The sequence below is a fragment of the Monashia sp. HAY1-2A genome, from assembly GCF_056755315.1.
Map to the genome: position 1 here is coordinate 1 of NZ_JBNDHY010000070.1, position 23,081 is coordinate 23,081.

At 69.0% G+C, this 23,081-nt stretch carries 14 protein-coding genes and 1 pseudogene; 1 reads left to right on the forward strand and 14 read right to left on the reverse strand.

The features are described from left to right. Window positions 1–1,011: 1,011 nt before the first annotated feature. From ACPYOM_RS12010 to ACPYOM_RS12075, 14 genes and pseudogenes are all read right to left on the reverse strand, one after another. Window positions 1,012–1,290 (reverse strand): annotated as a pseudogene (locus tag ACPYOM_RS12010) (hypothetical protein); the annotation flags it as partial. Between the two features lie 163 nt (window positions 1,291–1,453). Then, window positions 1,454–3,904 carry a glycoside hydrolase family 32 protein gene (locus ACPYOM_RS12015; RefSeq protein ID WP_481346126.1) on the reverse strand — a complete coding sequence of 817 codons (2,451 nt, stop codon included), beginning with the start codon at window positions 3,902–3,904 and terminating at the stop codon, window positions 1,454–1,456. Window positions 3,905–4,105: 201 nt separating this feature from the next. Next, window positions 4,106–5,698 (reverse strand): glycoside hydrolase family 32 protein, encoded by a 1,593-nt coding sequence (locus ACPYOM_RS12020; protein ID WP_481346127.1) that lies wholly within the window; start codon window positions 5,696–5,698, stop codon window positions 4,106–4,108. Window positions 5,699–5,702: 4 nt separating this feature from the next. Next, a complete protein-coding gene (locus ACPYOM_RS12025; protein ID WP_481346128.1) occupies window positions 5,703–6,818 on the reverse strand; it encodes an ATP-binding cassette domain-containing protein in 1,116 nt (371 codons plus the stop codon). Then, entirely contained in the window at window positions 6,815–7,831 is a 1,017-nt protein-coding gene (locus tag ACPYOM_RS12030; protein ID WP_481346129.1) for an ABC transporter ATP-binding protein, read from the reverse strand. Before ACPYOM_RS12030 ends, ACPYOM_RS12025 begins: the two co-directional genes overlap by 4 nt. Next, complete coding sequence (locus ACPYOM_RS12035; protein ID WP_481346139.1) at window positions 7,828–8,784, reverse strand: ABC transporter permease; 957 nt, start codon at window positions 8,782–8,784, stop codon at window positions 7,828–7,830. Before ACPYOM_RS12035 ends, ACPYOM_RS12030 begins: the two co-directional genes overlap by 4 nt. Before the next feature lie 108 nt (window positions 8,785–8,892). Next, on the reverse strand, window positions 8,893–9,870 hold the full coding sequence (locus ACPYOM_RS12040; RefSeq protein WP_481346130.1) for an ABC transporter permease: 978 nt from the start codon (window positions 9,868–9,870) through the stop codon (window positions 8,893–8,895). Window positions 9,871–10,007: 137 nt separating this feature from the next. Then, window positions 10,008–11,681, reverse strand: a complete 1,674-nt coding sequence (locus ACPYOM_RS12045) for an ABC transporter substrate-binding protein (RefSeq protein ID WP_481346131.1) — start codon at window positions 11,679–11,681, stop codon at window positions 10,008–10,010. 61 nt (window positions 11,682–11,742) lie between these two features. Next, on the reverse strand, window positions 11,743–12,759 hold the full coding sequence (locus ACPYOM_RS12050) for a LacI family DNA-binding transcriptional regulator (RefSeq protein WP_481346132.1): 1,017 nt from the start codon (window positions 12,757–12,759) through the stop codon (window positions 11,743–11,745). A 765-nt stretch (window positions 12,760–13,524) separates the two neighbouring features. Next, complete coding sequence (locus ACPYOM_RS12055; RefSeq protein WP_481346133.1) at window positions 13,525–15,864, reverse strand: exo-beta-d-1,3/1,6-glucosidase; 2,340 nt, start codon at window positions 15,862–15,864, stop codon at window positions 13,525–13,527. Window position 15,865: 1 nt separating this feature from the next. Beyond that, the gene (locus ACPYOM_RS12060; protein WP_481346134.1) at window positions 15,866–18,169 is read right to left on the reverse strand and encodes a glycosyl hydrolase family 65 domain-containing protein; all 2,304 of its coding nucleotides are present in this window, start codon (window positions 18,167–18,169) and stop codon (window positions 15,866–15,868) included. Between the two features lie 95 nt (window positions 18,170–18,264). Further along, complete coding sequence (locus ACPYOM_RS12065) at window positions 18,265–19,149, reverse strand: carbohydrate ABC transporter permease (protein WP_481346135.1); 885 nt, start codon at window positions 19,147–19,149, stop codon at window positions 18,265–18,267. After that, entirely contained in the window at window positions 19,146–20,105 is a 960-nt protein-coding gene (locus ACPYOM_RS12070) for a carbohydrate ABC transporter permease (protein ID WP_481346136.1), read from the reverse strand. The genes ACPYOM_RS12065 and ACPYOM_RS12070 overlap by 4 nt, the downstream gene beginning before the upstream one ends. Beyond that, entirely contained in the window at window positions 20,105–21,433 is a 1,329-nt protein-coding gene (locus ACPYOM_RS12075) for an ABC transporter substrate-binding protein (protein WP_481346137.1), read from the reverse strand. Before ACPYOM_RS12075 ends, ACPYOM_RS12070 begins: the two co-directional genes overlap by 1 nt. 494 nt (window positions 21,434–21,927) lie before the next feature. Here ACPYOM_RS12075 and ACPYOM_RS12080 point away from each other — a divergent pair, with 494 nt between their 5' ends. Further along, a complete protein-coding gene (locus ACPYOM_RS12080; protein WP_481346138.1) occupies window positions 21,928–22,926 on the forward strand; it encodes a LacI family DNA-binding transcriptional regulator in 999 nt (332 codons plus the stop codon). Window positions 22,927–23,081: the final 155 nt, after the last annotated feature.

The window sequence follows — 23,081 nt, forward strand, 5'->3', positions numbered from 1 at the left end:
CCCCCCCCCCAGATTACTACGCGTCTCGTGGGCTCGGAGATGTGTATAAGAGACAGGGGTGTGGGTGGGCTTGAGCGCGGTGCTCGCTCTGGGTACTGCTCATGGCTCCCTCTCTCCGTTCGCTGCTTCTCGCTCCTCGGCTCGTGGAAGCGCCAAATCCCTTGCGGCGGTGCGCTTTGCGGCGATCCCCCGCGAGCGCCGGGGCGCTCGGGAAGCCACCGGCGTGACGCCCTCCCTGTCGTGTTCCGCCGGTGCGCGCCGTTCGCCCTCCATGGGCCTCGAACGCTGCACCCTCGGGCCGGGACAGCTTCGCTCAGGACGAGGCTTTAGCTGCGAGTTTGCGTGTATGCGTAGATAGTAAGCATGCGCGAGTCCTACCGGCAACCCCCGCGCTACTGCCCGTCCCCGTCGACAGCCCGGGCGAGCCGCGCCGACAACCTCCGGATGTGGCGCCGCGGACGGCGCTTCGCCGCCAAGGAGGCGCCCGACTTGGTGCTCCTCGGACATCCGGGCGTTCCCAGCCGCAGGGTTCGCCGGCCCGTTCCGTGTGCACCCTCCCGACTCGCACCGGCGGGTGAACGAGCGGGAGCCACGTCGCGGGTATGTCACGCAGGCGAGCAGCACAGCCGGGCGAGGGCCCAAGCAGACGCGCTGCCCGACATGGCACGACCACGTAGAGGAGGAGTGGTGGCTCGTACGAAGAAGCTCCCGTGGCTGTGCCGGATGGGCAGGCATGACTGGCAGGTCGTGGGCGGGAGCGACACCCTGCACGCCCAGCGCTGCCGGCGGTGCAAGCAATGGCAGACGGTGCGGGACGAGGGATCTGAGGCCTAGCTTGGCGTGGTCGCGTCAGCAGGCCATGAGCCCGATGACGTAGCCGCGAGCCCGCAGCTTCGGGATGAGGATGTCGACGGCGGCCACGGTCTGCGACCGGTCACCACCGCCGTCGTGCGCGTACTCCATCCGGTTCAGGTGCGAGGTGACCGCGGTGTTCGACAGCAGCGTGAGGTCCGGATGGCTCCACGTGTGGTTCCCGACGAGGTTGCCGTAGCTGCGCAGGGTGCGCCGGTTGGCGGGTGCGAGGCGACCTTCTGGCCATCTCGAAGAACACGGCCCGCACGCCGGCGTGCGCTGGAAGGTCGCCGAACAAACGGGACCAGCGACGAATGAGACAAGAAGAGAGACGACGGCCGTTCGGCAACTCCCCGACGGAAATGTCGCAGGGTCCGGCGGATCGACCCCGCGGCGACTCCGCCCGTGGAGACCAAGCCGCGGCTTGGCGGGTGCCACTCGAACGGCGGGCTCCGCGCCGGGGCCTCGCCTGTCGGATGTCGTGCGATCGAAGCAGACTCCCGGGCGAGGCCCCTGCGCGGAGCCGGATCCCTCGACTCGGCATCGGGCCGTTGAGGCGCTGAGCGAGCACTTCGAACCGGACCGCGGCGAGTTTCGCCACTCAGTTGATCGCCCGCGCCACCACCTTCGCGTCGACGGTGCCGCCTACCGCGTAGGCGGCGATGCCGTCGCTCGAGAGGTCGGGGAAGATGAGGTCGGTGATCGCGACCCGACCATCGCGGGTGAACACTTCGACCGAGGACCGGTCCACCAGGATCCGCAGCTTCAGCTGGCCGTCGACGAGCGGCACGGCGACATGCTGTGTCCGATCGAAGACCGGACTGAAGGAGTCCTCACCCGAGGCGCTCCGGTCGACGTAGAGATGCCCGTTGGACCAGCCTATGCGGGTGCCCTGAGTTCGGCCCTTGCGGACCACGACACCGGCGTCGCTCGTCCCGTGCGGAGTGAGGGTGACGTCGAGGTCGAGGGCTGTCCCCCGCAGGCCGAGTGTCCGGCTGCCGGTGATCCCGTTGACGCTCTGGGTGGTTGCCCTGCCCAGGCTCTTGTTCAGCTCCACGACGGGCTTCTGCACCAGCGTCGGACGTCCGCCCACATCGGTGAGGGCCAGCTCTCTCGCGATCGACTGGCTACCGCGCCATGGTGAGGTGGGCGTGGAGTTGGCGTAGTCCCAGTTGCCGATCCACCCGATCTGCACCCGTCGGTCGCCGAGCAGATTGTTGAAGGTCACCGCGGCGTAGTAGTCGGCGCCGTGGTCGATCCATCGCGTGCGCGCGGCGCTGTCGAGCGCCGGCGCGTCGGCCAGCATGGGCTGGTCGGCGTAGATGTGGCCCCAGCCGCCCGTGGCGTCGTCGATGAACTCCAGGTGCCCGGTCCGGCCCTGCAGCTGGGCGACGTCCCATGAGGTCCAGTCGAGCGAGGGGCTGTTGGTGCCGGTGGCGGATCGCACCACCTGCCCGTCGACGACGAGGTTGGCGGTGGTCTCCTGGCTCCAGGGTGCCGCTGCCGTGTCGGAGAACACGATGTGGTCGATCATGAGGTGGCCCCAGTCTGCGGTGCGCTGGTCGGTCACCTCGATGTAGGCGGTCTTGCCGCGCAGGGCACTGACGTCCCAGGCCCGCCAGTTGAGGTTGGATGAGTTGTCCCCCGTCTCGGACCTAACGACCTGGCCGTCGACGACCAGGGACACCGCGGTCGGCTCCGGGCCGGACAGCGGGTGGTTGCCCCCGGCGACGAGCAGGTTGATGAAGTCGCGGCTGATCGTGAAGTCGGGCGAACGCACGGTGCCCACGGCGGGGTCGCAGCCGGCCCAGCAGGTGTCCAGCACACCGCGACCGACCCGGCCCGGCAGGTCGCTCCACGTGGTGTTCACCAGGTCGGTGAAGCTCCCGGTCCCGGTCCAGCCCGCCTGCAGCCCGTCGGCCTCGAAGTCGGCGAAGAGATCTCCCGCGGGCGGGGCCGTGGAGCCACCCTCGACGTGGGCGTAGTTCCCGCCGCCGACGAGCAGATTGAGGTACGGCTTGTCGATCTGGAAGTCCGGTGAGGTCAGGGTGCCCTTCTCCGCGTCCCCGCTGCCATAGCTGTCGACGTACTTGTTGCCCATCGCGCCGAAGACGTCGGCGGGTGGCGTGTCGGGACCGTTGCCGAAGGCGGTCCCGGTCGTGGTCCAGCCCGGGTCCCACGTGTCGCCCTCGAAGTCGCTGATGACCTTTCCGGCAGGTGGCGTGTACGACGCGTCCGGGGAGGTGAAGGTCGAGCCGTCGAAGTCGCCGACGAAGTACTGCACCTTGCCTGAGACGCTCAGGGTGAGCACCCACTTTGTCGTGGTTGCCCCGGCCGCGTTCTTGTAGGGCAGGGGGAACAGGTCGGGGCACTCCCAGACGCCGCCCGTCGCTCCTGCGGGACCGAAGTCGCTCTCGTGCCGCCAGGTCTTGAGATCGGCGCTGGAGTAGATCCCGACCTTCCGTTCGACGGACTTGGCCACGACCATCACCCACCGGCCGGTCTTCTCGTTCCAGCTGACCTTGGGGTCACGGAAGTCGTGGGCGCCGATGTCGAGCACCGGGTTCCCTGCGTACTTGGTCCACGTCTCGCCGGCGTCGAGGCTGAACGCCAGCGCCTGACGCTGGAGACCGGTGTCCTTGTCGCGACTGGTGTAGATGGCCACCAGTGGCGGGTTGGTCGCGGTGCCGAACCCGGAGGTGTTGGCCCTGTCGAGCACGACGCTGCCCGACCAGACTTCCTCGTTGGCGTCCGCAGCGATCGCGACCCGGTGCTCGGTCCAGTGGACGAGATCCGTGCTGGTGGCGTGCCCCCAGGACCCGTTCCCGGCGGTGTTGCCCCACGGGTTGTGTTGGTAGAAGAGGTGGTAGACGCCCTTGTACTGGATGAGGCCGTTGGGGTCGTTCATGAAGTTGGCAGCCGGCGTGTAGTGATAGGTCGGCCGCCATTGACTGGTCTCGGTGGTGTTGGCAGGTGTGACCGCGGCGGCGGGCACAGCGACGGTCGTGGCGACAGCAGCCGCGAGCACGACGAGGAAGGGATGGCGTATCACGTGAGGATCCTTTGACAACGTTGTCAGAGCCGGCCCCGAACGGGTCATGACGTGTGGTGAGTGGATTCAGGTGGGGACCCCCCGAACTGCACCGGATCCGGCCGGTTCGGAAGCTCCCTGAGGTGGTCGGCGAGGTGTCGCCGCTGCACCGGGCACGACAGTCGGTGTCCCCTGACGTGCGGGTCTGCTTGGGTTAGGCAGTCACGGCTCTGGCCACAGCGCTCGCGGGCCGTGCCAGATGTCGCGCATCTCCCAGCTCGACGAGCTGCGCAGCGTCGCCGAACCGGCGAGGAGTCTGAGGGAGCAGCCGACGGCGTCCGGTCGTGTCGGGTAGACGCGGGCGGTGAGGGCGCGGCCGTTGACGAAGACCTCGAGCGCCGAGTGGTCGACGAGCACCCGGACGTCGACCCGCCCGTCGTCGCCCACCGGCACAGTCCCGGCGCGGTCGGTCGCGTCGACGGACGCGTCGAGGCTGCTCCGCGATCGGTTGAGGCGTACGTTGCCGATCGTGGAACCCTCTGGGCCCCGGGCGATCTCGAGCAGAGTGGTCTCCTCGCCGTCATCGGTTTCACGTACGGCCAGGGCGATCGTCGAGTCCAGCGCCAGCGTCAGCGTGAACTCGACATCGAGCTGGTCGCCGCGTCCGAGGAGGGTCGCTTCGTCACGCGTCAGCTCGGTGACCTCGACCCGGTGCTCACGGCCGCGTAGCGACGCGACCTCCTCGACGGGTGAGAGGTGCAGTTCGCCGTCTTGTCCGAGAACGGCCTGGCGAGGCAACGACATGACACCCGACCATCCGCAGGCGATGGCGTCATCATCCGTGCGCCCCTCCTGGAGCCACCCGAAGAGGATGCGTCGTCCACGGTTGTCGGAGAAGCTCTGCGGGGCGTAGAAGTAGCGACCGCCGAGGTCGAGACGGTGGACCGCCTCGGGCTTGAACGTGTCCCCGGTGTAGGCGCCGCTCAGGTAGAGCGGATGGTGGGTCACGCCCTCGTGCCAGGCCGAGAAGACGAGGACGTGGGAGGCCGGCGACCCCGGGTCCCGGTCTGCCGCGCCGTCAACGTGGGCGGTCGGTGGCTGGAAGAGATCGACGCACTCCCACATGGTGCCCGCCCAGTCCGGGTCGCCCGGGGCCCCGATGGAGGCGTCGCCGACGATGAGGGGGCCGACGAAGGTCCAGTCGCGCAGGTCGCTCGACTCGTAGAGGAACGCCGCGCCGCCCCGGCCACGTACCCCGGAGCCGACGAGCTGGCGCCACACGTCGCCCTCCTTCCAGACGCAGTGGTCGCGGAAAGCCGGCACGTCGTGACCAACCGGCGTGTCGTCGATCACCGGGTTGGCCGGCTCCTTGACCCAGGTGCGCAGATCCGGGGAACCCACTGCGACACAAGGCAGCTCGCGACCCTCACGCCTGCCCGAGTAGACGATCGTCGGCACACCGTCGTCGTCGACGAGGACGCCGCTCCAGCAACCGTCGCGGTCAGGACCCGTGTCGTCGGGCACGAGGGCCACCGGCTCGTCGGTCCACGTGACGAGGTCGCGGCTGGACGCATGCCCCCAGTGGATGCGGTGGTGCACCGGCGCGTACGGGTTGTACTGGTAGAAGAGGTGGTACGTGCCGCCCCACTGGCACAGGCCGTTGGGGTCGTTGAGCCATCCCGCCGGTGCGACGAAGTGGAACCTCGGCCGGTGCGGGTCGGCCTCGGCGTCCGCGACGAGGTCGGGCTCGAGGCGGGTGCCCCCAGCCGGAGCGGCGGTGTTGCGGTCGGGGCGCGGCAGGTCGGCGGTCGTCATGGGATCAGGTCCTCGGAGCTGTGGCGTGGGTCGTGGTCGGGCTGGTCTCCGCGCCGTCGCCGGCGGCCGACGCCGCCTCGGCGATGACGCGCGAGGCAAGGGGCGAGGCGGGCGCGTAGCGGTGACAGCGGACCCAGTGCTCCCGACCGGCCCCTCGGGAGAGCCAGTGGTGCACGGGATTCACGTCACTGCAGGGGTTCTCGGAGTCCCCGCCGTGAGGACACGTCGTCGGGTGGAGCACCGCCTCGCGCAGTGCGCGGCGATCATCGGGGTCGAGCGCCGTCGCGCGGTGCGGGTCTGGAACGGCCGAGAGCAGGAGCCTCGTGTACGGGTGATCGGCTTCGTCCATGAGGGTGAGCGACTCCCCGCCCTCGACGAGCTCGCCGGCGAACATGACGTTCGTCGTGTCTGCGACGTAGCGCGCCGAGGCGAGGTCGTGAGTGATGTACAGCATGGCGATGCCACGCTCGTCGCGCAGCCGGCGGATGAGGTTGAGCAGTCCGACCCGCACCGACACGTCGAGCATCGACGTGGGTTCGTCAGCCAGGATGACGTCCGGCTCCGCGGCCAGTGCCCGCGCGACGCCGACGCGTTGGCGCTGACCTCCGGACAGCTCGTGGGGGTAGCGCTCGAGCAGTGCCGGGTCGAGCCCGACTGCATCCATCAGCTCGACGAGCCGCGCCCGGGTCTGCCGCGCCGACGTCGTGTGCCCGTGGATCTCGAGCGGGCGGCGCAGCACGTGCTCCACGCGATGAGCCGGGTTCAGCGACCCGAACGGGTCCTGGAACACCATCTGCACCCGACGGCGGTAGGCCCGGCTCGCCCGGCGCCGCTCGGTTCGCAGCACGTCCACGCCGTCGAGGACGACGGAGCCGGCCGTCGGCTGCTCGAGGCGGGCCAGGCACCGGGCAATCGTCGACTTGCCGCTGCCGGACTCCCCGACGAGCGCAACGATCGATCCGCGCGGCAGGTCGAGGTCGATGCCCGCGACGGCTCGGAAGCGGTTGCGCGAGAAGAGGCCACCGAGCCGGAACTCCTTGACCAGACCGCGGACCCGGACGACCGGCTCGGTGAGGGGGCCGGCGGTGGGGGCCGGCGGTGTCGGTGGGGCGACAGTCATCGGCCGGCTCCGTTCGTGGCTGCGACGCGTGGTGTCGTGGTGCTGGTCCCGGCGGGGCGCGTCGAGCCCGAGCGGGCGACCCAATGACCCGGCTCGACCTCACGCAGGTCGGGAATGCTTGTGGAGCAGTCGGACCGGTCGGGCGGGCACGTGACGTGGAAGCCGCACCCGTCGGAGGACCCACCCGCGCGCACGCGGTCCGCGAGTCCGACGAGCTCGACCCGCGGCCCGTGCAGAGGCGGGAACGCACTCATCAACGACTGCGTGTACGGGTGCTCTGGCTGGTCGAAGATGCGTCCGGCGGCCCCGAGCTCGACGACACGGCCGGCGTACATGACGGCGATCCGGTCGGACAGCTCGACCATGAGCGACATGTCGTGGGTGATGAAGAGGACCGAGAAGCCGCGCTCCCGTTGGAGTCGTTGGATCTGGGCCATGATCTCCTGCTGGACGACGACGTCCAGCGCGGTCGTGGGCTCGTCCATGACGAGGAGCTGGGGCCGCAGCGCCGACGCCATGGCGATGACCACCCGCTGGCGCATGCCGCCGGAGAGCTGGTGCGGGTACGAGCGCAGGCGGGAGGCGTCGATGCCGACGAGCTCGAGGAGCTCGGCGCTCTGCTTCCGGGCACCACGTCGCGTCGCGCCTTCGTGCGTCGTGAAGATGTCGCCGAGCTGCTCGCCGATCGTCAGCACCGGGTTGAGTGAGTTCATCGCGCTCTGGAACACCATCGCCGCGCGGCGCCACCGGTAGCCGCGCAGGGCGGCCTCGTCCATCGCGAGCACATCCTCGCCCGCGAAGCGGATCGCGCCCGACGTGACGCGTGCCGGCTCCTTGAGCAGGCGCAGCACAGCCATGGCGATGGTCGACTTGCCGCACCCGGACTCGCCCGCGAGGCCGAAGACCTCGCCCTCACCGATCGCGAAGCTGACGTCGCGCACGGCGACGACGGGACGGGCACCGACGGCGTACTCCACGGTGAGGTGCTCGACCTCGAGCAGCGGCGCGCTCATCGAGTCACCTCCGCTGCAGCGGCCGGGCGCGTCGCGGCGCGCGATGAGCGGGAGGAGCGAGACGCCGCCTTGCGCCGGCGGCCGCGCAGCCGCGGGTTGGTCACCTCGTCGACGCCGTAGTTGACGAGGGCGAGCGCGAAGGCGACGAACGCGATGCTCAGGCCCGACGGGACGAAGGCCCACCAGGCGCCCGACATGAGCGCGCCGTCGTTGCTCGCCCAGTAGAGGTTCGTTCCCCAGCTGACGACCGAGCTGTCGCCGAGGCCGAGGAACTCGAGACCGGCCTGGGCGCCGATGCCGAAGATGACGCACGCGAGGAAGGTCCCCATGACGACGGACGCCATGTTGGGCAGGATCTCGCGGAACATGATCCGCCACGCTCGCTCCCCCGAGACGATCGCGGCCGCGACGAAGTCCTTGCCGCGGATCGAGAGCGCCTGGGCTCGCAGGACCCGCGCGCTGCCGGCCCACCCAGTGACGACGAGGACGAGCACCACCGTCGCCGCACCCGGTGGGAGGAAGGCGGCGAGCACGACGAGCAGCGGCAGCCCCGGGAGCAGGAGGAAGACGTTGGTCACGAGGGAGAGCACGTCGTCGACGACCGAGCCGAAGTACGCACCTGCCAGGCCGACCATGACCCCGATGAGCGTGGCCGCCGTTCCGACGACGAAGCCGACGGCGAGCGAGCTGCGCGCGCCCCAGAGGGTCAGCGCGAGGACGTCCTGGCCCTTCGCGGTCGTGCCGAGCCAGTGGCTCGCACTCGGCGCCTCGGAGGCAAGGTCGCCGATCGCCGTCGGGTCACCGGGGGCGAGCACCGGCGCGAGGAGCGCGAGGAGGGCGAACGTCCCGAGCAGGGTCAGGCCGGTGACGGCCTTCGGGCTGCGGAGCAGGCTCCCGAGGAGACCGCCGCGGGCGACGGCGGGGACCCACGAGCGTTGCGCGCGCGACGGCATACGGCCGGGTCCGGCTGATCCAGCGTCGGGTGCACCAGGCGCCGTGGGGGCGGAGACGCTGGCGGGAGCCAGCGCAGGGTCGGTGACGGAGGGCACGGGCTGCTCCTCTCAGGAGACCCGCACGCGCGGGTCGAGACGGACGTAGACGAGGTCGACGAGGAAGTTCGCGATGAGCACGGCAGCCGTGATCGTGAGGAAGATCCCCTGCATGAGCGGGAAGTCGAGCGCCTGCACAGACGCGAGCAGCTGGTAGCCGACGCCCGGGTAGGCGAACACGACCTCGGTGAGCAGGGCGCCGCCGACGACGAAGCCGAGCGACATGCCGAAGGAGGTGACGCTGGGCAGGAGCGCGTTGCGGGCGGCGTAGCGGACCATGATCCGTCCGCGCCGCAGCCCCTTGGCCTCTGCCATGGTGATGTAGTCCTCCGAGGCCGTCGCGATCATCGCGTTGCGCATCCCGAGCAGCCAGCCGCCGACCGAGACGAGCACGATCGTGAGGGCCGGCAGCACGAGATGGGTGGCCACGTTGGCCGCGAACGGCGCCGACCACTCCGGCACGACACCGACGTCGAAGGCGTGCCGCAGCGGGAACCAGCCCAAGGTCACGCCGAAGAGGTAGAGCGCCCCCATCGCGAGCCAGAAGTACGGGAACGAGCCGATGAACACGAGCACCGGCGGCAGGGCCGAGTCGAGGAAGCCGCCGCGACGCCAGGCCACGACAGCGCCGAGCACCATGCCCAGGACCGCCGCGATGACCAGGGAGGTGAGTCCGAGCAACATCGTCCAGCCGATCTGTGACGAGATGACCTCCGACACCGGGGTCGGGAAGCGCGAGATCGACACGCCCATCTCGCCGTGGAAGATGCTGGCGACGTACGAGACGTACTGCTCGATGACGGGCCGCTCGTCGAGGCCGAAGAGGCGGCGCAGCTGCTCGACCTGGTCCGGCTCGAGCCGCGACCCGGACTGGCTCAGCATCCGTGAGACGGGGTCCCCGGGCATGAGGCGCGGAAGCATGAAGTTGAGGGTGATCGAGACCCAGAAGGCGATGGCGTAGAAGCCGAGTCGGCGCAGGAGGTAACGCATGCCGTCGTCAGCCTCCTTTCGAGAAGGTGGGTTCGGGCCGGGGGCGCCGCGCGTGTGGGGCGGCCGGGTCAGGTGGCTTGCGTCGGGGGGGCCGGGGGAGGTTGGCCCGGCCCCCGCGACGTCGTATACCGGTGCGCTCAGGCGCGCGGCTTCACGGTGGTGAGCACGAGCACCGCCGTGTTGCCGCGGGTGAGCAGCGTCGCGTACGGGTTGTCCTGGGTCGGGAAGCCGGTGAAGCGGGCGTCGTTGTAGAGTCCCCACTCGGGCCCGCTGAAGAGCGGCACGACCGGCGCATCGGCGTCGAAGGTCCGCTGCAGCTCGGCGGCGGCCTTCTTCTGGGCTGCCTCGTCGCTCGTTGCTGCCAGCGCGTCGAGGGCCTTGTCGGCGGCGGGGTCCCCGAAGCGGTGGTAGTTCTCGGAGGCCTTCTCGCCGGCCTTCTTCACCGTCGCGGTCGACATGACGCCGCGGTAGTACTGGTACGGCGTCGGTCCGCCGTTGCTCCAGACGATGCCGGTGTCGAAGCTGCCGTCCTCGTAGCCGGCGACGACGACCGCCCAGTCCTTGCTGTCCACGCGTGCCTTGACCCCGACGGCGGCGAGGTTCTGCGCGATGACGTTGGCGACCGAGAGCCAGTCGGACGAGGCGCTACCCACAGAGATGCGCATCTCCCAGGGCTTGCCGTCGGCGAGAGTGCGGAACCCGTCGCCACCCTTTCGCAGGCCGGCCGCGTCGAGGGCGGCGTTGGCGGCCGCGACGTCGAGCTTCGTCCACGTGCACGCGCCCGCGACCGACTCGTCGCGCCACGTGTTGTAGCCACCGGAGAGCCCGGTGCAGTCAGCGGGCTGCGCGTAGCCGCTCATGCCGACCTTGACCACCTGGTCGCGGTTGACGGCCATGGACAGCGCCTTGCGCACCCGGACGTCGTTGTAGGGAGCCTTGGTCGTGTTGAGCTGCCAGTGGATCGTCGATCCGACCGGCGGGAACCAGTAGTGCCGGTGCGCGGGGTCCTTGGCGACGAACGTCTTCTCGATGTTCGGCACGAACTGGTCGGCCCAGTCGGTCTCGCCGTTCGTCGTCGCGAGGTTGGCCGGGTCGTTGCCGGCGAACGCGAGCATCCGGATGCCGGGGATGTGCTGCTTGCCCGGCTGCCAGTAGTTGGGGTTCTTGGTCAGGTCGAACGACTGCGGCGTGAACGCGGCGACGGTCGTGTAGGGGCCGCTGCCGACCGGCGTCGGATTCGTCTCCTTGGCCGGGTCCTTGACCTTCTCCCACACGTGCTTGGGCACGATGACCTGCTGGCCCAGCTCGTAGAGGGCCGGCGAGAAGGGCTTGGTGAGGGTGAACTGCACGGTGTGCGCGTCGGCCGCCTTGGCGTTCGCGAGGTAGTCGAAGCCGCCCATGACCTTCTTCTGGAGCGAGAGGGTGTAGGCGACGTCGTCGGCGGTGAGCGGCTGCCCGTCGGACCACTTGGCGGCCGGGTTGAGGTGGAAGGTCACGGTACGGCCATCGGCCGACGTCTCCCAGGTCTGCGCGAGCCAGGGCACAGCCTCGCCCTTGACGGGGTTGTAGATGAACATGCGCTCGTAGATCGCCTGTTGCGTCATGGGCAGCGCGTTCGGCGAGAACGGGTTGAAGTTTCGGGTGAAGGTGCCCATGTCCTCGCGGGGGATGGTGAGCAGGGCGCCCTTGGACGCAGCGCCGGAGCCGTTGCCGGCGGCGTTGCCGGAGGTGCAGGCGCCGAGCGCGACGGAGGCCGCGGTGGTCACGGCGAGGGCGAGCGCAGCCCGCCTCGAGACGGCTGACCGTGCCATATGATTCCTTCTCTCTGGTTGTGGCTGTCTGGCCTTGCTGGAGACACGTCGTCGGTCCGATTCACGGTCGGACCGACGACCTTTCGAGCAGCGGGCAGTCGATCGTCACCACGGTGTCGATCGGCTGCCCGTCTGCGTTGCCCCCGTCGCCGCCGGCTGCGATCAGCGAGCCGAGCAGCGACACCGCCGTGCGGCCCATCTCCTCGAAGGGCAGGGCGACGGTGGTGAGGGCGGGCCGCAGGTACGCGGCGATCAGCTCTTGGTTGTCGAAGCCGACAACCGCGATGTCTTCCGGGATGCGCAGGCCGCGCTCGCGGACCGCGTCGTAGGCACCCATGGCCATGCGGTCGTTGCCGCAGAAGAGAGCCGTGGGGCGATCGGAACGGTCGAGCAGGTCTCCGGCGGCGTCGTAGCCGCTGTCGGCGGTCGCGTGCCCGGAGATGACGAGGTCGGGGTCGGGGTCGATGCCTGCTTCGGTGAGAGCCTGACGGTAGCCCTCGAGCCGACCGACCGCGGCCGGGATCCCCGGGTCGAGGTTGATGAAGCCGATGCGCTCGTGGCCGGCGGCCAGCAGGCGCTCGGTGGCGCGTCGGCCGCCACCGACCTCGTCGGGCACCACCGACGGGAAGCGACCCTCGGCGTCGAAGCAGTTGACGAGCACGGTCGGCACCTCGCGGGCGGCCTCGGGCACCTGGACCGCTCGGTGCCACGTCGCGGCGTAGAGCAGTCCTTCGACGCGCTGCTCTAGAAGCTTCTCGACCGCCGCCTCCGCAAGGTCGGCGCGATCCTCGCTCGAGGCGATGAGCAGAAACTTGCGGTCCTCCCAGGCTCGCTCCTGCGCACCCTTGATGACGTCGACGGCGAACGGTGCCGTGACGATCTCGGTGATGAGACCGAAGAGGTCACTGCGCTGCGCGGCGAGGGCGCGGGCGCCGGCGTTGGGCCGGTAGCCGAGGTCGCGGACGGCGTCGAGGATGCGGTCGCGTGTCTCCGGGGAGACGCTCGTGTCGTTGCGGCCCGCCAGAACGAAGGAGACGGCGGTGCGCGAGACACCGGCGCAGCGCGCGACGTCGCTCATCGTCACATTGCGGCTCTTGCCCGATGCGCGCATGGTCTCCCTCGACCCTCGTCCTAGCTACTGCTGCCACCTACTAACGCGGGTTAGATGGCTTCGCGGGGCGAGGTTACGCGCGTTACCTCGGACCTGTCAACGGCCAACCCGAACTCGGCATGCTGGCTGGTGCCGTCGCTATGACCGCGACGGACCCGAGGTCGCAGAACAGGGCAGGTTGGGCGCTGAGCCGCTCGTGGCCGGCCCCCCGGGAGCGCAGTCCTGCGGCCGGACGCATCCATCCCCACTCGCTCCGGCTCCTCCCAAATCCCGCGGCGTCCGATAAACGAAGCAGGACCCCGACGAAAAAGCGTGTCGGGGTCCTGCTTCGTCTGGCGGTGGCGGTGGGATTTGAACCCACGGTGGGGTTACCCCCACACACGCTTTCGAGGTCTGTGCCTGCGCATTCGGGGCGGTTCTCCGGGCAACGCGCGGCCTCCGACGAGCCCAGTGCGGACGGTGCCGAACGCGGGCGATGACGCCCGAATGAGACTAGGAATGAGACCAGGGCCACCGACTGCTGACAACGGGGCGGCGACTGCATCCTTCCCACCCTGGCGACGGCAGGTGTTGATCGGGTTCCTGCGGTGCACCGTCGGGTTGAGGTCGTTCCCGTTGATGTGGTTCGTCTCGACCAGAGTGGCGAGAGCCCACGCCGCGCGAGCGTCCTCGGTCGCAATCACAGCGTCGAGGTGCCGCCGATCGTTGAACCCTCGCCAGCGGCAGGAAATGTCACGGCTCGCACAGCGTGAAACGGGCGCGAAGCAGGTCGGCGGTGCGCGAGCTGTGGCCGACGAGCAGCTCGAACGCTCCGGGCTCGACGATGCGGCGCCCTTCGGCGTCGACCATGGAGCATGCCGCGGCCGGGATCGCCAGCCGGACCCGCGCACTGTCACCGGGCGCGACCGTGACCTGCCGCCAGGCTTTGAGCTCCTGCTTCGCCCATGTGGCGCTCGTGACCAGGTCGCTGATGTAGGCCTGGACGGTCTCCAGCGCCGGCCGGGCGCCGGTGTTGGAGACGGTCACCTCGGCGCGCACCACGCCGTCCAATGCCACGACGTCGTCGAGGACGACGAGATCGGTGTACTCGATCGCGCTGTAGGACAGGCCCTCTCCGAAGACGAACAGTGGTTCCTGGGTCAGGTCGGCGTAACGCTCACCATGCTGGCCCCGCACCTGGTTGTAGTAGACGGGCTGCTGTCCGACATGCCGTGGCACTGACAGGGGCAGGCGCCCCGACGGCTCGATCAGACCGAGTACGAGCTCGGCCACCGCCTGACCTCCTCTCATCCCTGGGTTGAACGCCTCGATCAGCGCTGCCGCCGCCAGCGCGGCGTCGGGCACTACTGAGGGCTTGCCGTGGACCAGCACCACGACGACGGGTGTTCCGGTGGCGACGAGCGCCTCGAGCAGGGCGACCTGTCCGCCCTGCAGATCGAGGGTCGCGGTGGAGCAGCCCTCACCCGTCAACGCGACGGTGTCCCCGACAACAGCGACGACGTAGTCAGCGGTGCGCGCGACGCCCACCGCCTCCGCGATCAGCGCGTCGTCGACTGGCGCGGACGTGAACACGGGCGGACGCGGTTGACCGTCGGGATACTGCGGCCCTTGCGGGTCTGGTACCAGGCGTTCGATGTCGGCGCCGCGGGCGTACGTGACCGTCCACCCGTCGGGAACGGCTGAGCGGAACCCGTCGAGCACCGTCGTGACGGTCTCCCGGGGGTGCCCGTCCGGCATCCAGTCCACCTGACCGGACGCGCCGGCCCAGTCGCCCAGCATGGCCTGCGGGTCGTCGGCGTTGGGGCCGACGACCGCGATCGTGCGGACCTGACCTTTGGCGAGGGCGCGCCCGCGGTCGCCCCGAGTGAGCCCTCCGTCGAGGGGCAACACGCCGTCGTTGCGCAGCAGCACCAGCGAACGGCGGGCCATCTCGAGATTGAGCTCGGCATGCTCGCGGCACCCGATCACGGCCCGCTGTCGGTCGGGGTCGGGTGCACGCGGGTCCTCGAACAGGCCGAGCTCGAACTTCAGGCGCAGGATGCGGCGTACGGCGTCGTCGATCTCCTTCTCTCCGAGCAGTCCTCGGCGAACCGCTTCCTGGGCGCCTTCGAAGAAGCTCGGAGTCGTCATCACCAGGTCGTTTCCCGCGCGTACGGCGACCGTTGCTGCTTCGACGTCGTCGGCGCAGACCCGCTGCTCCCACACCATCCGACCCACGTTGTCCCAGTCGGTGACGAGCATGCCGGTGAACCCCCACTCGTCCTTGAGGACGTCGTTCAGCAGCCACCTGTTCGCGGTGACCGGGACCCCGTCCATGGCCTGGTAGCCGAGCATGAACGTGCGGCAGCCCTCGCGGGCGGCCCGCTCGAACGGCGGCAGGAACCATGAGCGCAGCTTGCGACGGCTCAGGTCCGCCTCGCTGGCGTCGCGTCCGCCCTGCGTCTCCGAGTAGCCCGCGAAGTGCTTGGCGCAGGCCAGGACTGCTGTCGGGTCGTCCAGCCCAGCTCCCTGGTAGCCACGGACCATCGCGGCACCCAGCTCCCCGATGAGCAGCGGGTCCTCCCCGAAGGTCTCGTTCACGCGGCCCCATCGCAGGTCGCGGGTGATGCACAGCACCGGCGAGAAGGTCCAGTGGATGCCCGTCGCTGCGACTTCCACCGCGGTGGCGCGGGCCATGCGCTCGACGAGCTCGGCGTCCCAGGAGCAGGCCATCCCCAGCTGCGTGGGGAAGATCGTGGCACCGGGCCAGAACGAGTGGCCGTGGATGCAGTCGTCAGCGGTGAGCAGTGGTATGCCCAGCCTGGTGGCTGCCGCCAGCTCGATTGCGGCATGCATGCGCTCGGGCGAGGCGTGCAAGATCGACCCAGCCAGCTTGTTCGCCACGACGTCGTGCAGGTCGTCCCGGGCGTCGAGCTGCAGCATCTGCCCGATCTTCTCCCGCAGCGTCATACGGGCGAGCAGATCCTCGAGGCGTTCCTCGAGCGGTCTCGAGGCGTCCCGGAACGGCGGCGAGGTCGTGGTCACGGATGCTGCGGGTGAGCTCTTGGCGGCGGCCTGGGGGTTCCCAATCATGTCATGGCACCTCGACAGAGGTGGTCGGGACGGGCGAGCGCGTCGTTGCCTCGACGCCCCGACTGGGGTCTTCGGTCCACCCCTGGCCGGGCTGTCGGGTGGGCACGGTCACCGGTGCGCCCTGGCGCAGCGAGAAGATCGCGCCAGCGACCTCGACTGTCATCGGGAGACCTCCGGTCAGCGTGACCGTCGTGCGCTCCGGGCCGATGGCGACGTCGAACGCGCGTCCTTGCCACAGCATCCGGCGCAATGTGAGGCCGCCCAGCTGAGGCGGCAGGATCGGGTCGAGCCTGACTCGGTCTTCACGCCAGCGCATGCCGCTGAAACCGTACAGGAAAATCTGCAGGAATCCCCCATGTCCGGTCGTGAACGTGAACACCCCTCCCTGACGTCCCTCGGCGAACTGGTTGAACGGTCCGCGCAGAAACGGCTCCACGCTGCGGCGCATGAAGTCGTAGGAGGCGGACCCGGGGGTACCCAGGGCTGCGTGGGCGATGGAGTGGATGGAGTCCGTCATGGACGGCCCGTCAGGGTCCGTGCGCGGCGCGTAGTAGTCGATGTCGTTGCGCGCCACCTCGGCGGGCATGGGGTGTTCCCAGGGATACTGCAGCATGACCACGTCGGCCTGCTTGATGGTTTCGCCGGCGTAGCCGTCGTACTGCAGATGGATTCCCAGAGCCTCGTCGAACGGCACCCGCAGACCATCGGCAACCCGGCTCCAGTTCGGGTCCGCGGCCACGCCCACCACCTGCGCCGCCCGGGTGGCGATCCGCAGGGTCTCGGCGGCCGCGACGTTGGTGTACGCGCTGTTGTCGACAGGGAAGTGGTACTCGTCAGGACCCATGACCGTGTTGATGTCGTAGCCGCCGGCCTCATCGGCGACAGCGGAGCTCACCCAGAACTGGGCGGCCCCCTCCAGCACCGGCCAGGCCTTGTCCGCGAGCCAGCCGCGATCGCCGGTGGCGAGGTAGTACTGCCACTGGGCGAGGGCGACGTCAGCGGTGATGTGGTGCTCGAGCTCGCCCATCTCCCAACCGGGCGGAGTCTGTTCGTCTCCTCGCAGGGCGCTCTCCCAGGGGAACCTCGCACCCGCGAACCCGGTCTGGGTCGCATAGCTGCGTGCTTCCGCCAGACGCTGCTGCCGATAGGTGTTCGCTCCCACCGCGATATCCGGATGCTGCGCGAGCAGCGCTGGATACATCCACGTCTCCGTGTCCCAGAAGATGTGGCCGTTGTAGCCGTATCCATCACCGGACAGGCCGCAGGGGGACAGGCTCCAGTCCACCCCGGCCCGGGTGCTCTGCAGCAGGTAGAACATGCTCGCGCGGACCTGCAGCTGCAGCTCCGGATCACCCAGGACCTCGATGTCAGCGCGCCACAGGTCGGCCCATGCCCTCTCGTGCTCGGCCAGCAGGTCGACGTAACCGGAGTCCGCGGCGGCCGCCGCCGCGGCACGAGCCGTCGACAACGGGTCTTCCGAGTCTTGGGAGCTGGCGATCCCGACGTACTTGGTGACCGTGTACGTGGTTCCGGCTCTCACCTCGAAGGTTGCCTGCACCCCGACCGACCTGGGCTCGTCGGTCCCGTACTCCTCGGTCTGTGCCGTCACCCCGGTGGGCAGTTCCAGTCGCGACGCGAGCGCTGCGCTGATACTGGTGCCGAGGGTCGTCACCGTCTCGTACGACTCCGCCGCTTCACCGTCGTAGCCCTTGCTCGAAGGTTCGGTCAGCCCGGCGCTGGTGCCGTCGAAGACCCCGGTGACGCGCGCGCGCCCGCTCCAGTGCGGTGTGAAGGTGAGCTGCACGGCGGCCACCCGGTGCCGCGCCCGATGCACGAGAACCTGATAGGTGAGATCGGTGCAGTGTCCCGCCGGCGAGGTCCACGTCGCGTGCGTGGTCAGCAGTCCGGCCCGCAGGTCCAGCGACTGCCGGTAGTGGCTCACCGAGCCTTCCTCGCGGTCGTCCTGTGCGGGTCCAGGCGTCCGCCGCGGCAACCGTCCGTAGGTGCCCGACTCGTCCGAGAACGCCAGCGTGGACCAGGTCGGGATGTTCGCGTCCCTCTCGACCGGGCCGTGTTGGGCGAAGAACCCGGCCAGGTGCGCCTGGGTCTCGATCGGCTCCGTCGCGTAGCCCATCCCCGCTGCGGGGATGCGGCCACCGATGTAGCCGTTGCCGAGGAAGGTCGGCGCATAGTCGTCGTTCGTCTGGGTGGTACTGAGCGTCCAACCAGTCGCGGGCTCGGACCACGCTGCCGTCGGGTCGTGGGTGGGGTCCTGCTTCTCGGCGAGGTCGCCGTGGGAGGTCATGCGTTGCCCTTCTCGGATGGGTATCGGGGGTGGGCTGATCGCTGGCACCGCCGGGTGGTGGCCTCTGGCCGGGTTCAGCTGAAGCTCTTCCGCGCTCAGGACTTGGAGCCGGACAGCGCGATGCCCTCGACGATCTGGCGCTGCGCGACGGCGAACAGGATGAGGATGGGTGCCGCCAACAAGGTGGTGGCGGCCATCAGCGCCGGCCAGTCGGAGGTGTACTGACCCTTGAACTGGTTGACCAGCAACGGCAGCGTGAACTTGTCGGAGCTGTTGAGGAAGATCAGCGGCGAGAAGAAGTTGTTCCACTGGCCGAGGAAGGTGAAGATCCCCAACGCCGTGAGAGGAGTGCGCAGCAGCGGCAGGATGATCGTCACGAACGTGCGGAACCGGCCGGCGCCGTCGAGCTGGGCGGCTTCCTCGAGCTCCAGCGGGATGCCTTTGATGTACTGGCGCAGGAGGAAGACACCGAACGCGTTGAAGAGTGCGGGCGGCACGATGAGCGCGGCGTGAGTGTCCACCCAGCCGAGCCAACCCATGATGATGTACAGCGGGATGATCGTGAGCTGGCCGGGAACCATCATGGTGGCGAGGAAGACCATGAAGAGCCCCCGGCTGGCCCGGAAGTCGATCCGCGCGAACGCGTAGGCGGCCATCGCCGACGTGAGCAGCGAGACGACCGTGATCGTCACGGCGATGTAGGTGCTGTTCCAGAAACCGCGGACGAAGTCGGCGCCACCGAGGGCGGTTCGGTACCCCTCGAGGTTCCAGTCCTGGGGCAGCAGCTTGGGTGGCTGGATGAAGATCTCCCCCAGTGGTTTGAACGAGGAGAACAGCATCCAGGCGAACGGCAGCGCCATGGCGACCGCGCCGACGACAAGAATCGCGTGCAGCAACAGCCTGTGACGCGCGGGCCGGGAGCTGGAGGGCGATTTGGCGGTCTTGACCGCGCGCCTGCTGGTGTCGGAGAAGGTGCTCATTCTGTGTAGTGGACCCATCTCTTCTGGGCTGCGAGCTGGCAGCCGGTGACCACGAGCAGGGCCAGGAACAGGAGGAAGGCGAGAGCCGACGCCTGCCCGAAGTCGAACTGGCCGAAGGCGATCTGGACGACTTCGTAGACGATGGTGCGCGAGGCGTCCGGGGCCGTGCTGCCGAAGAAGACGTAGATGTAGTCGAACACCTGGAACGAGCCGATGATCGAGGTGATCGACAGGAACAGGATGGTCGGGGACAGCAGCGGGATGGTGACGTGCCGGAGCTTCTGCCACTCCGAACAGCCGTCCAGCTCGGCGGCCTCCACGAACGACCGGTCGATGCTCTGCAGGCCGGCCATGAACATCACCAGCTGGTAGCCCAGGCCCTGCCAGATGCCGACCACCGCGAATGCGGGGATGACGAACCGGGCGTCCTGCAGCCAGTTGGGGGCAGGCAGGCCGATCGAGCTCAGTGCGTGGTTGAGCGGGCTGATGTCGGGGTTGAACAGCCACAGCCAGATCGCGGCGACCGCGACCGAGGAGGTGACCACCGGGGCAAAGAACGCCAGCCGGTACACCGAGGTCAGCTTGCCGGCGCGTTGCATCAGCACCGCGAAGAAGAACCCGGTGAGCAGCAGTCCCGGGACCTGAAGCACCGTGAACCAGAGGGTGTTCATGGCCGACTGCCGGATTCTCGGGTCGGACAGCACGTCCCCGAAGTTGGCCAGGCCGGCGAAGGAGCGGGTACCGAACCCGTCCCAGTGGTAGAACGCCAGCACCAGCGCGAACAGCAGGGGGCCGACCATGAACACCGCCAGACCCACCAGCTGAGGGGTCAGGAACACGTAGGCCGCGACCGTGTCCGCCCGTCGCCGGCGCCGGCGCGCGCGGCTTCGGTGGAGGTCCGGGATCTCCGACCCGGCCGGTGCCCGGGTCGGAGTTCCGGTGGTGAGCACGGCCATCAGGAACCGCCGTTGATCAGCTGGACCACCTTGCCGCTGAAGGACTCCGGCGTCTCGTTGCCCGACTTGAACATCTTGTCCACCAGCACGGGGAGCTCGGTGAGGACCTTGGGCTTGCTGGCGATCGCCCTGGGAACGGCGTAGCCCTTGGCCGCTACGTCGTTGAACAGCTTGCCGTGCGCGGGAAGGTTGCCCTCGGTGACGATCTGGTCCAGGCCCTTGACCGATGGCACCGCGTTGCCACCATTGGCCAGGCGGAACTTCTGGCCTTCGGCGTTCACGTAGTTGCCGAGGAACTCCAGCGCCTTGGCCTGGTTCTTGGCGTTGGCGTTCACCGAGAGCGCTGCCGTGTTGACCGGCACCGGCATGATGTCCTTGCCCGATGGCGAGGGGAAGGGGGCGATGTCGTAGCCGAACTTGAGCTTCTTGAGGTTCGGCAGGATCACGCGGCCGGTGGCGATGGTGCCCAGCTGCCCCGCGTAGAACAGCACGTCACCGCTCTGACCCTGAGGCAGGGAGCCGGTGTAGGTGATGTTCCCCGACTTGAGCTGCTCGAACAGCCACGACAGGGCCTCCAGCGACTTGGGGTCGCTGTCGAAGACGGCCTTGCCGGACTCGTCGAAGAGCGTGCCGCCGAAGGTGGAGATCCACCCGAACCAGTCGTACCAGCCGCCACCGATCAACAGACCCTTCTTCTTGGTGGCGCGGATCTTGTCCAACATGTCGGTCAGCGCGTCCTGGGTCCACGTGCCCGCCTCGAACTGGGCAATCGGGTCGGTGCTGACACCCGCCTCGGCCAGGAGGTCCTTGTTGAACCAGAACACGGCGGGGTTGCAGTCCACCGGCAGCCCGTACAGCCCGGGACTGCCGTCGGCGGGTCGGCACCATTCGTAGAGCCCCTCGTAGAAGTCAGCCTGCTTGACCGCTGCGCCGTTGCTGCCCAGGTAGCTGGTGAGGTCGAGCACCTGCTTGGTCTCGATCAGCTTGGCCATGTAGATGTCACCGACGTAGAACGCGGACGGAGCCGCACCGGCGGACAGCTGCGACAGCAGCTTGGAGAGATAGTCCCCCACCACCTGTTGGTAGGTGACCTGAACCCCGAGCTGCTTGGTCATCTTCTCGGAGAACTGACGGAACCGGTCAGACTGCGGCGGCCCGTCCCAACCCGCCCACGTCAACCCAGGTGCAGCGGAGGAGCCTCCGCCGCAGGCCGCAAGCATGGGCCCGGCGGCCACACCAAGGCCGGCGAGCATGCCCGCCTTGAGGATGTTGCGGCGGCCCACGGTCGTGGCGGCCACCCCCTTGATCACGTTGCTGTGGCTGAACATCGTCGTCCCTTCCGCTGGCGGCACGCCGCCGTAGAACTGCCCTTGGTGGATTCCGCGTCAGGGCGCCCGGTCGAGCGTGGAGGCACCTCGTCGCGAATACGGGTTTTACCGGTAAAGCAAGACGGTAGTGGCGCCGATCACAGCACGTCAAGGGGGTGTTTATCGATGACACGACGGGGGGGCCGCCTGTACGGCTCGGGCACCCCGGCAGAGCGCCCCTCCACGTCCGCCGTTTGCGCGAAAGCCCTGCAAGGACAATGCTGCTCGCGAAGTTGTGCCAAGCCTGCGCGATCCGTATGTCGCGCCACGAGCGTCCCAGCTCCTGTCTCACTCGTCTGCAGTCGGGTGCGCCCGGTCGAACATTTGTTGACGTTTCACCCACAGGCCCACAGAATCAGCCCATGGGCTTTACCGATTCAGCGGCAAGTCAGGGGCGCGGGCGCAGACCCGCCGCTGAGAGAACGGCTGGGTCGCCAAGGCCCACCATGGCTATGGTGGCAGCGCGGGTGGGAGTCTCCAAGCAGACCGTTCATTATGCGTTGAACGCCCCGGACCGGCTCAGCCCGGCCACGGTGCGCCGGGTCCTCAAAGCCGTGGACGAGTTGGGGTACCGACCCAACCAAGCTGCGCGTTCGCTCTCGACGAAGTCTCCGCGGGCCGTGGGCTTCCGGCTGTTCCCGACGGACCATCGGTCCCAGTCTGGCGGCGTTCTCGCGAGCTACCTCTACGAGTTCTCCCTGGCGGCACGCCAGGCCGACCACGACGTCTTCTGCCATGCCGCTGCCACCGACGAGGAGGAGATCCGGGTCATCCAGGAGATCTTCAGCATGAGCACGGTCGACTGCGTCGTCGTCACCAACACCCAGACCAACGACCCCCGGATCACCTTCCTGCTCGAGCGTGGCATTCCCTTCGCCTGCTTCGGGCGCCCCTGGGGACACGCCATGTCGGACACGTGGTGGGTCGACGTCGACGGCGCCGCCGGGGTGGAGCAAGCCGTCGACCACCTCGCCGAACGCGGCCACCGACGCATCGCCTACCTGGGCTGGGGCCCGCCCGGCGGGCTCGGGGATGACCGGGAGTCCGGCTGGCGCCGCGCCATGGCTTCACACGGCTTCGCGACCCGCGGGCTCGCGGCCCACGGCTCGGACGAGATCGGCACCGGCAGGGAGCTCGCCGGTCGACTCCTCGACAAGAAGACGCCACCCACCGCGTTCGCGTGCGTCAGCGACACGCTGGCGATGGGTGCGCTCCAGGCGTGCCGCGAGCGAGGCCTTGCCGTCGGCCATGATGTCGGCGTCGTGGGGTTCGACGACAGCATCGGGGCACGCGTCGTCACCCCCGGACTGACCAGCCTCGCCCAGCCGATCGACCAGGCCGCACGACACACCGTGCGCCTTCTTCTCGAGCTGCTGAAGGACCCTGGCGCACAGCCCCAGCAGGTCTTGCTCCGGCCGACCCTCGTGGTCCGGGAAAGCACCGTTCCACTCTGATCCCCAGCCAGGCGTCGCGGCCGCAGCCCGCTTCCGTCTCGACGGCTGGCAGCGGCTGGTGTCTCGGGAGGTCGACGCAGCCTCGCGGCTGTGCGGCACCTGCTCAGGGGCGCCGCACCTGTCTCTTATACACATCTGACGCTGCCGACGACGGA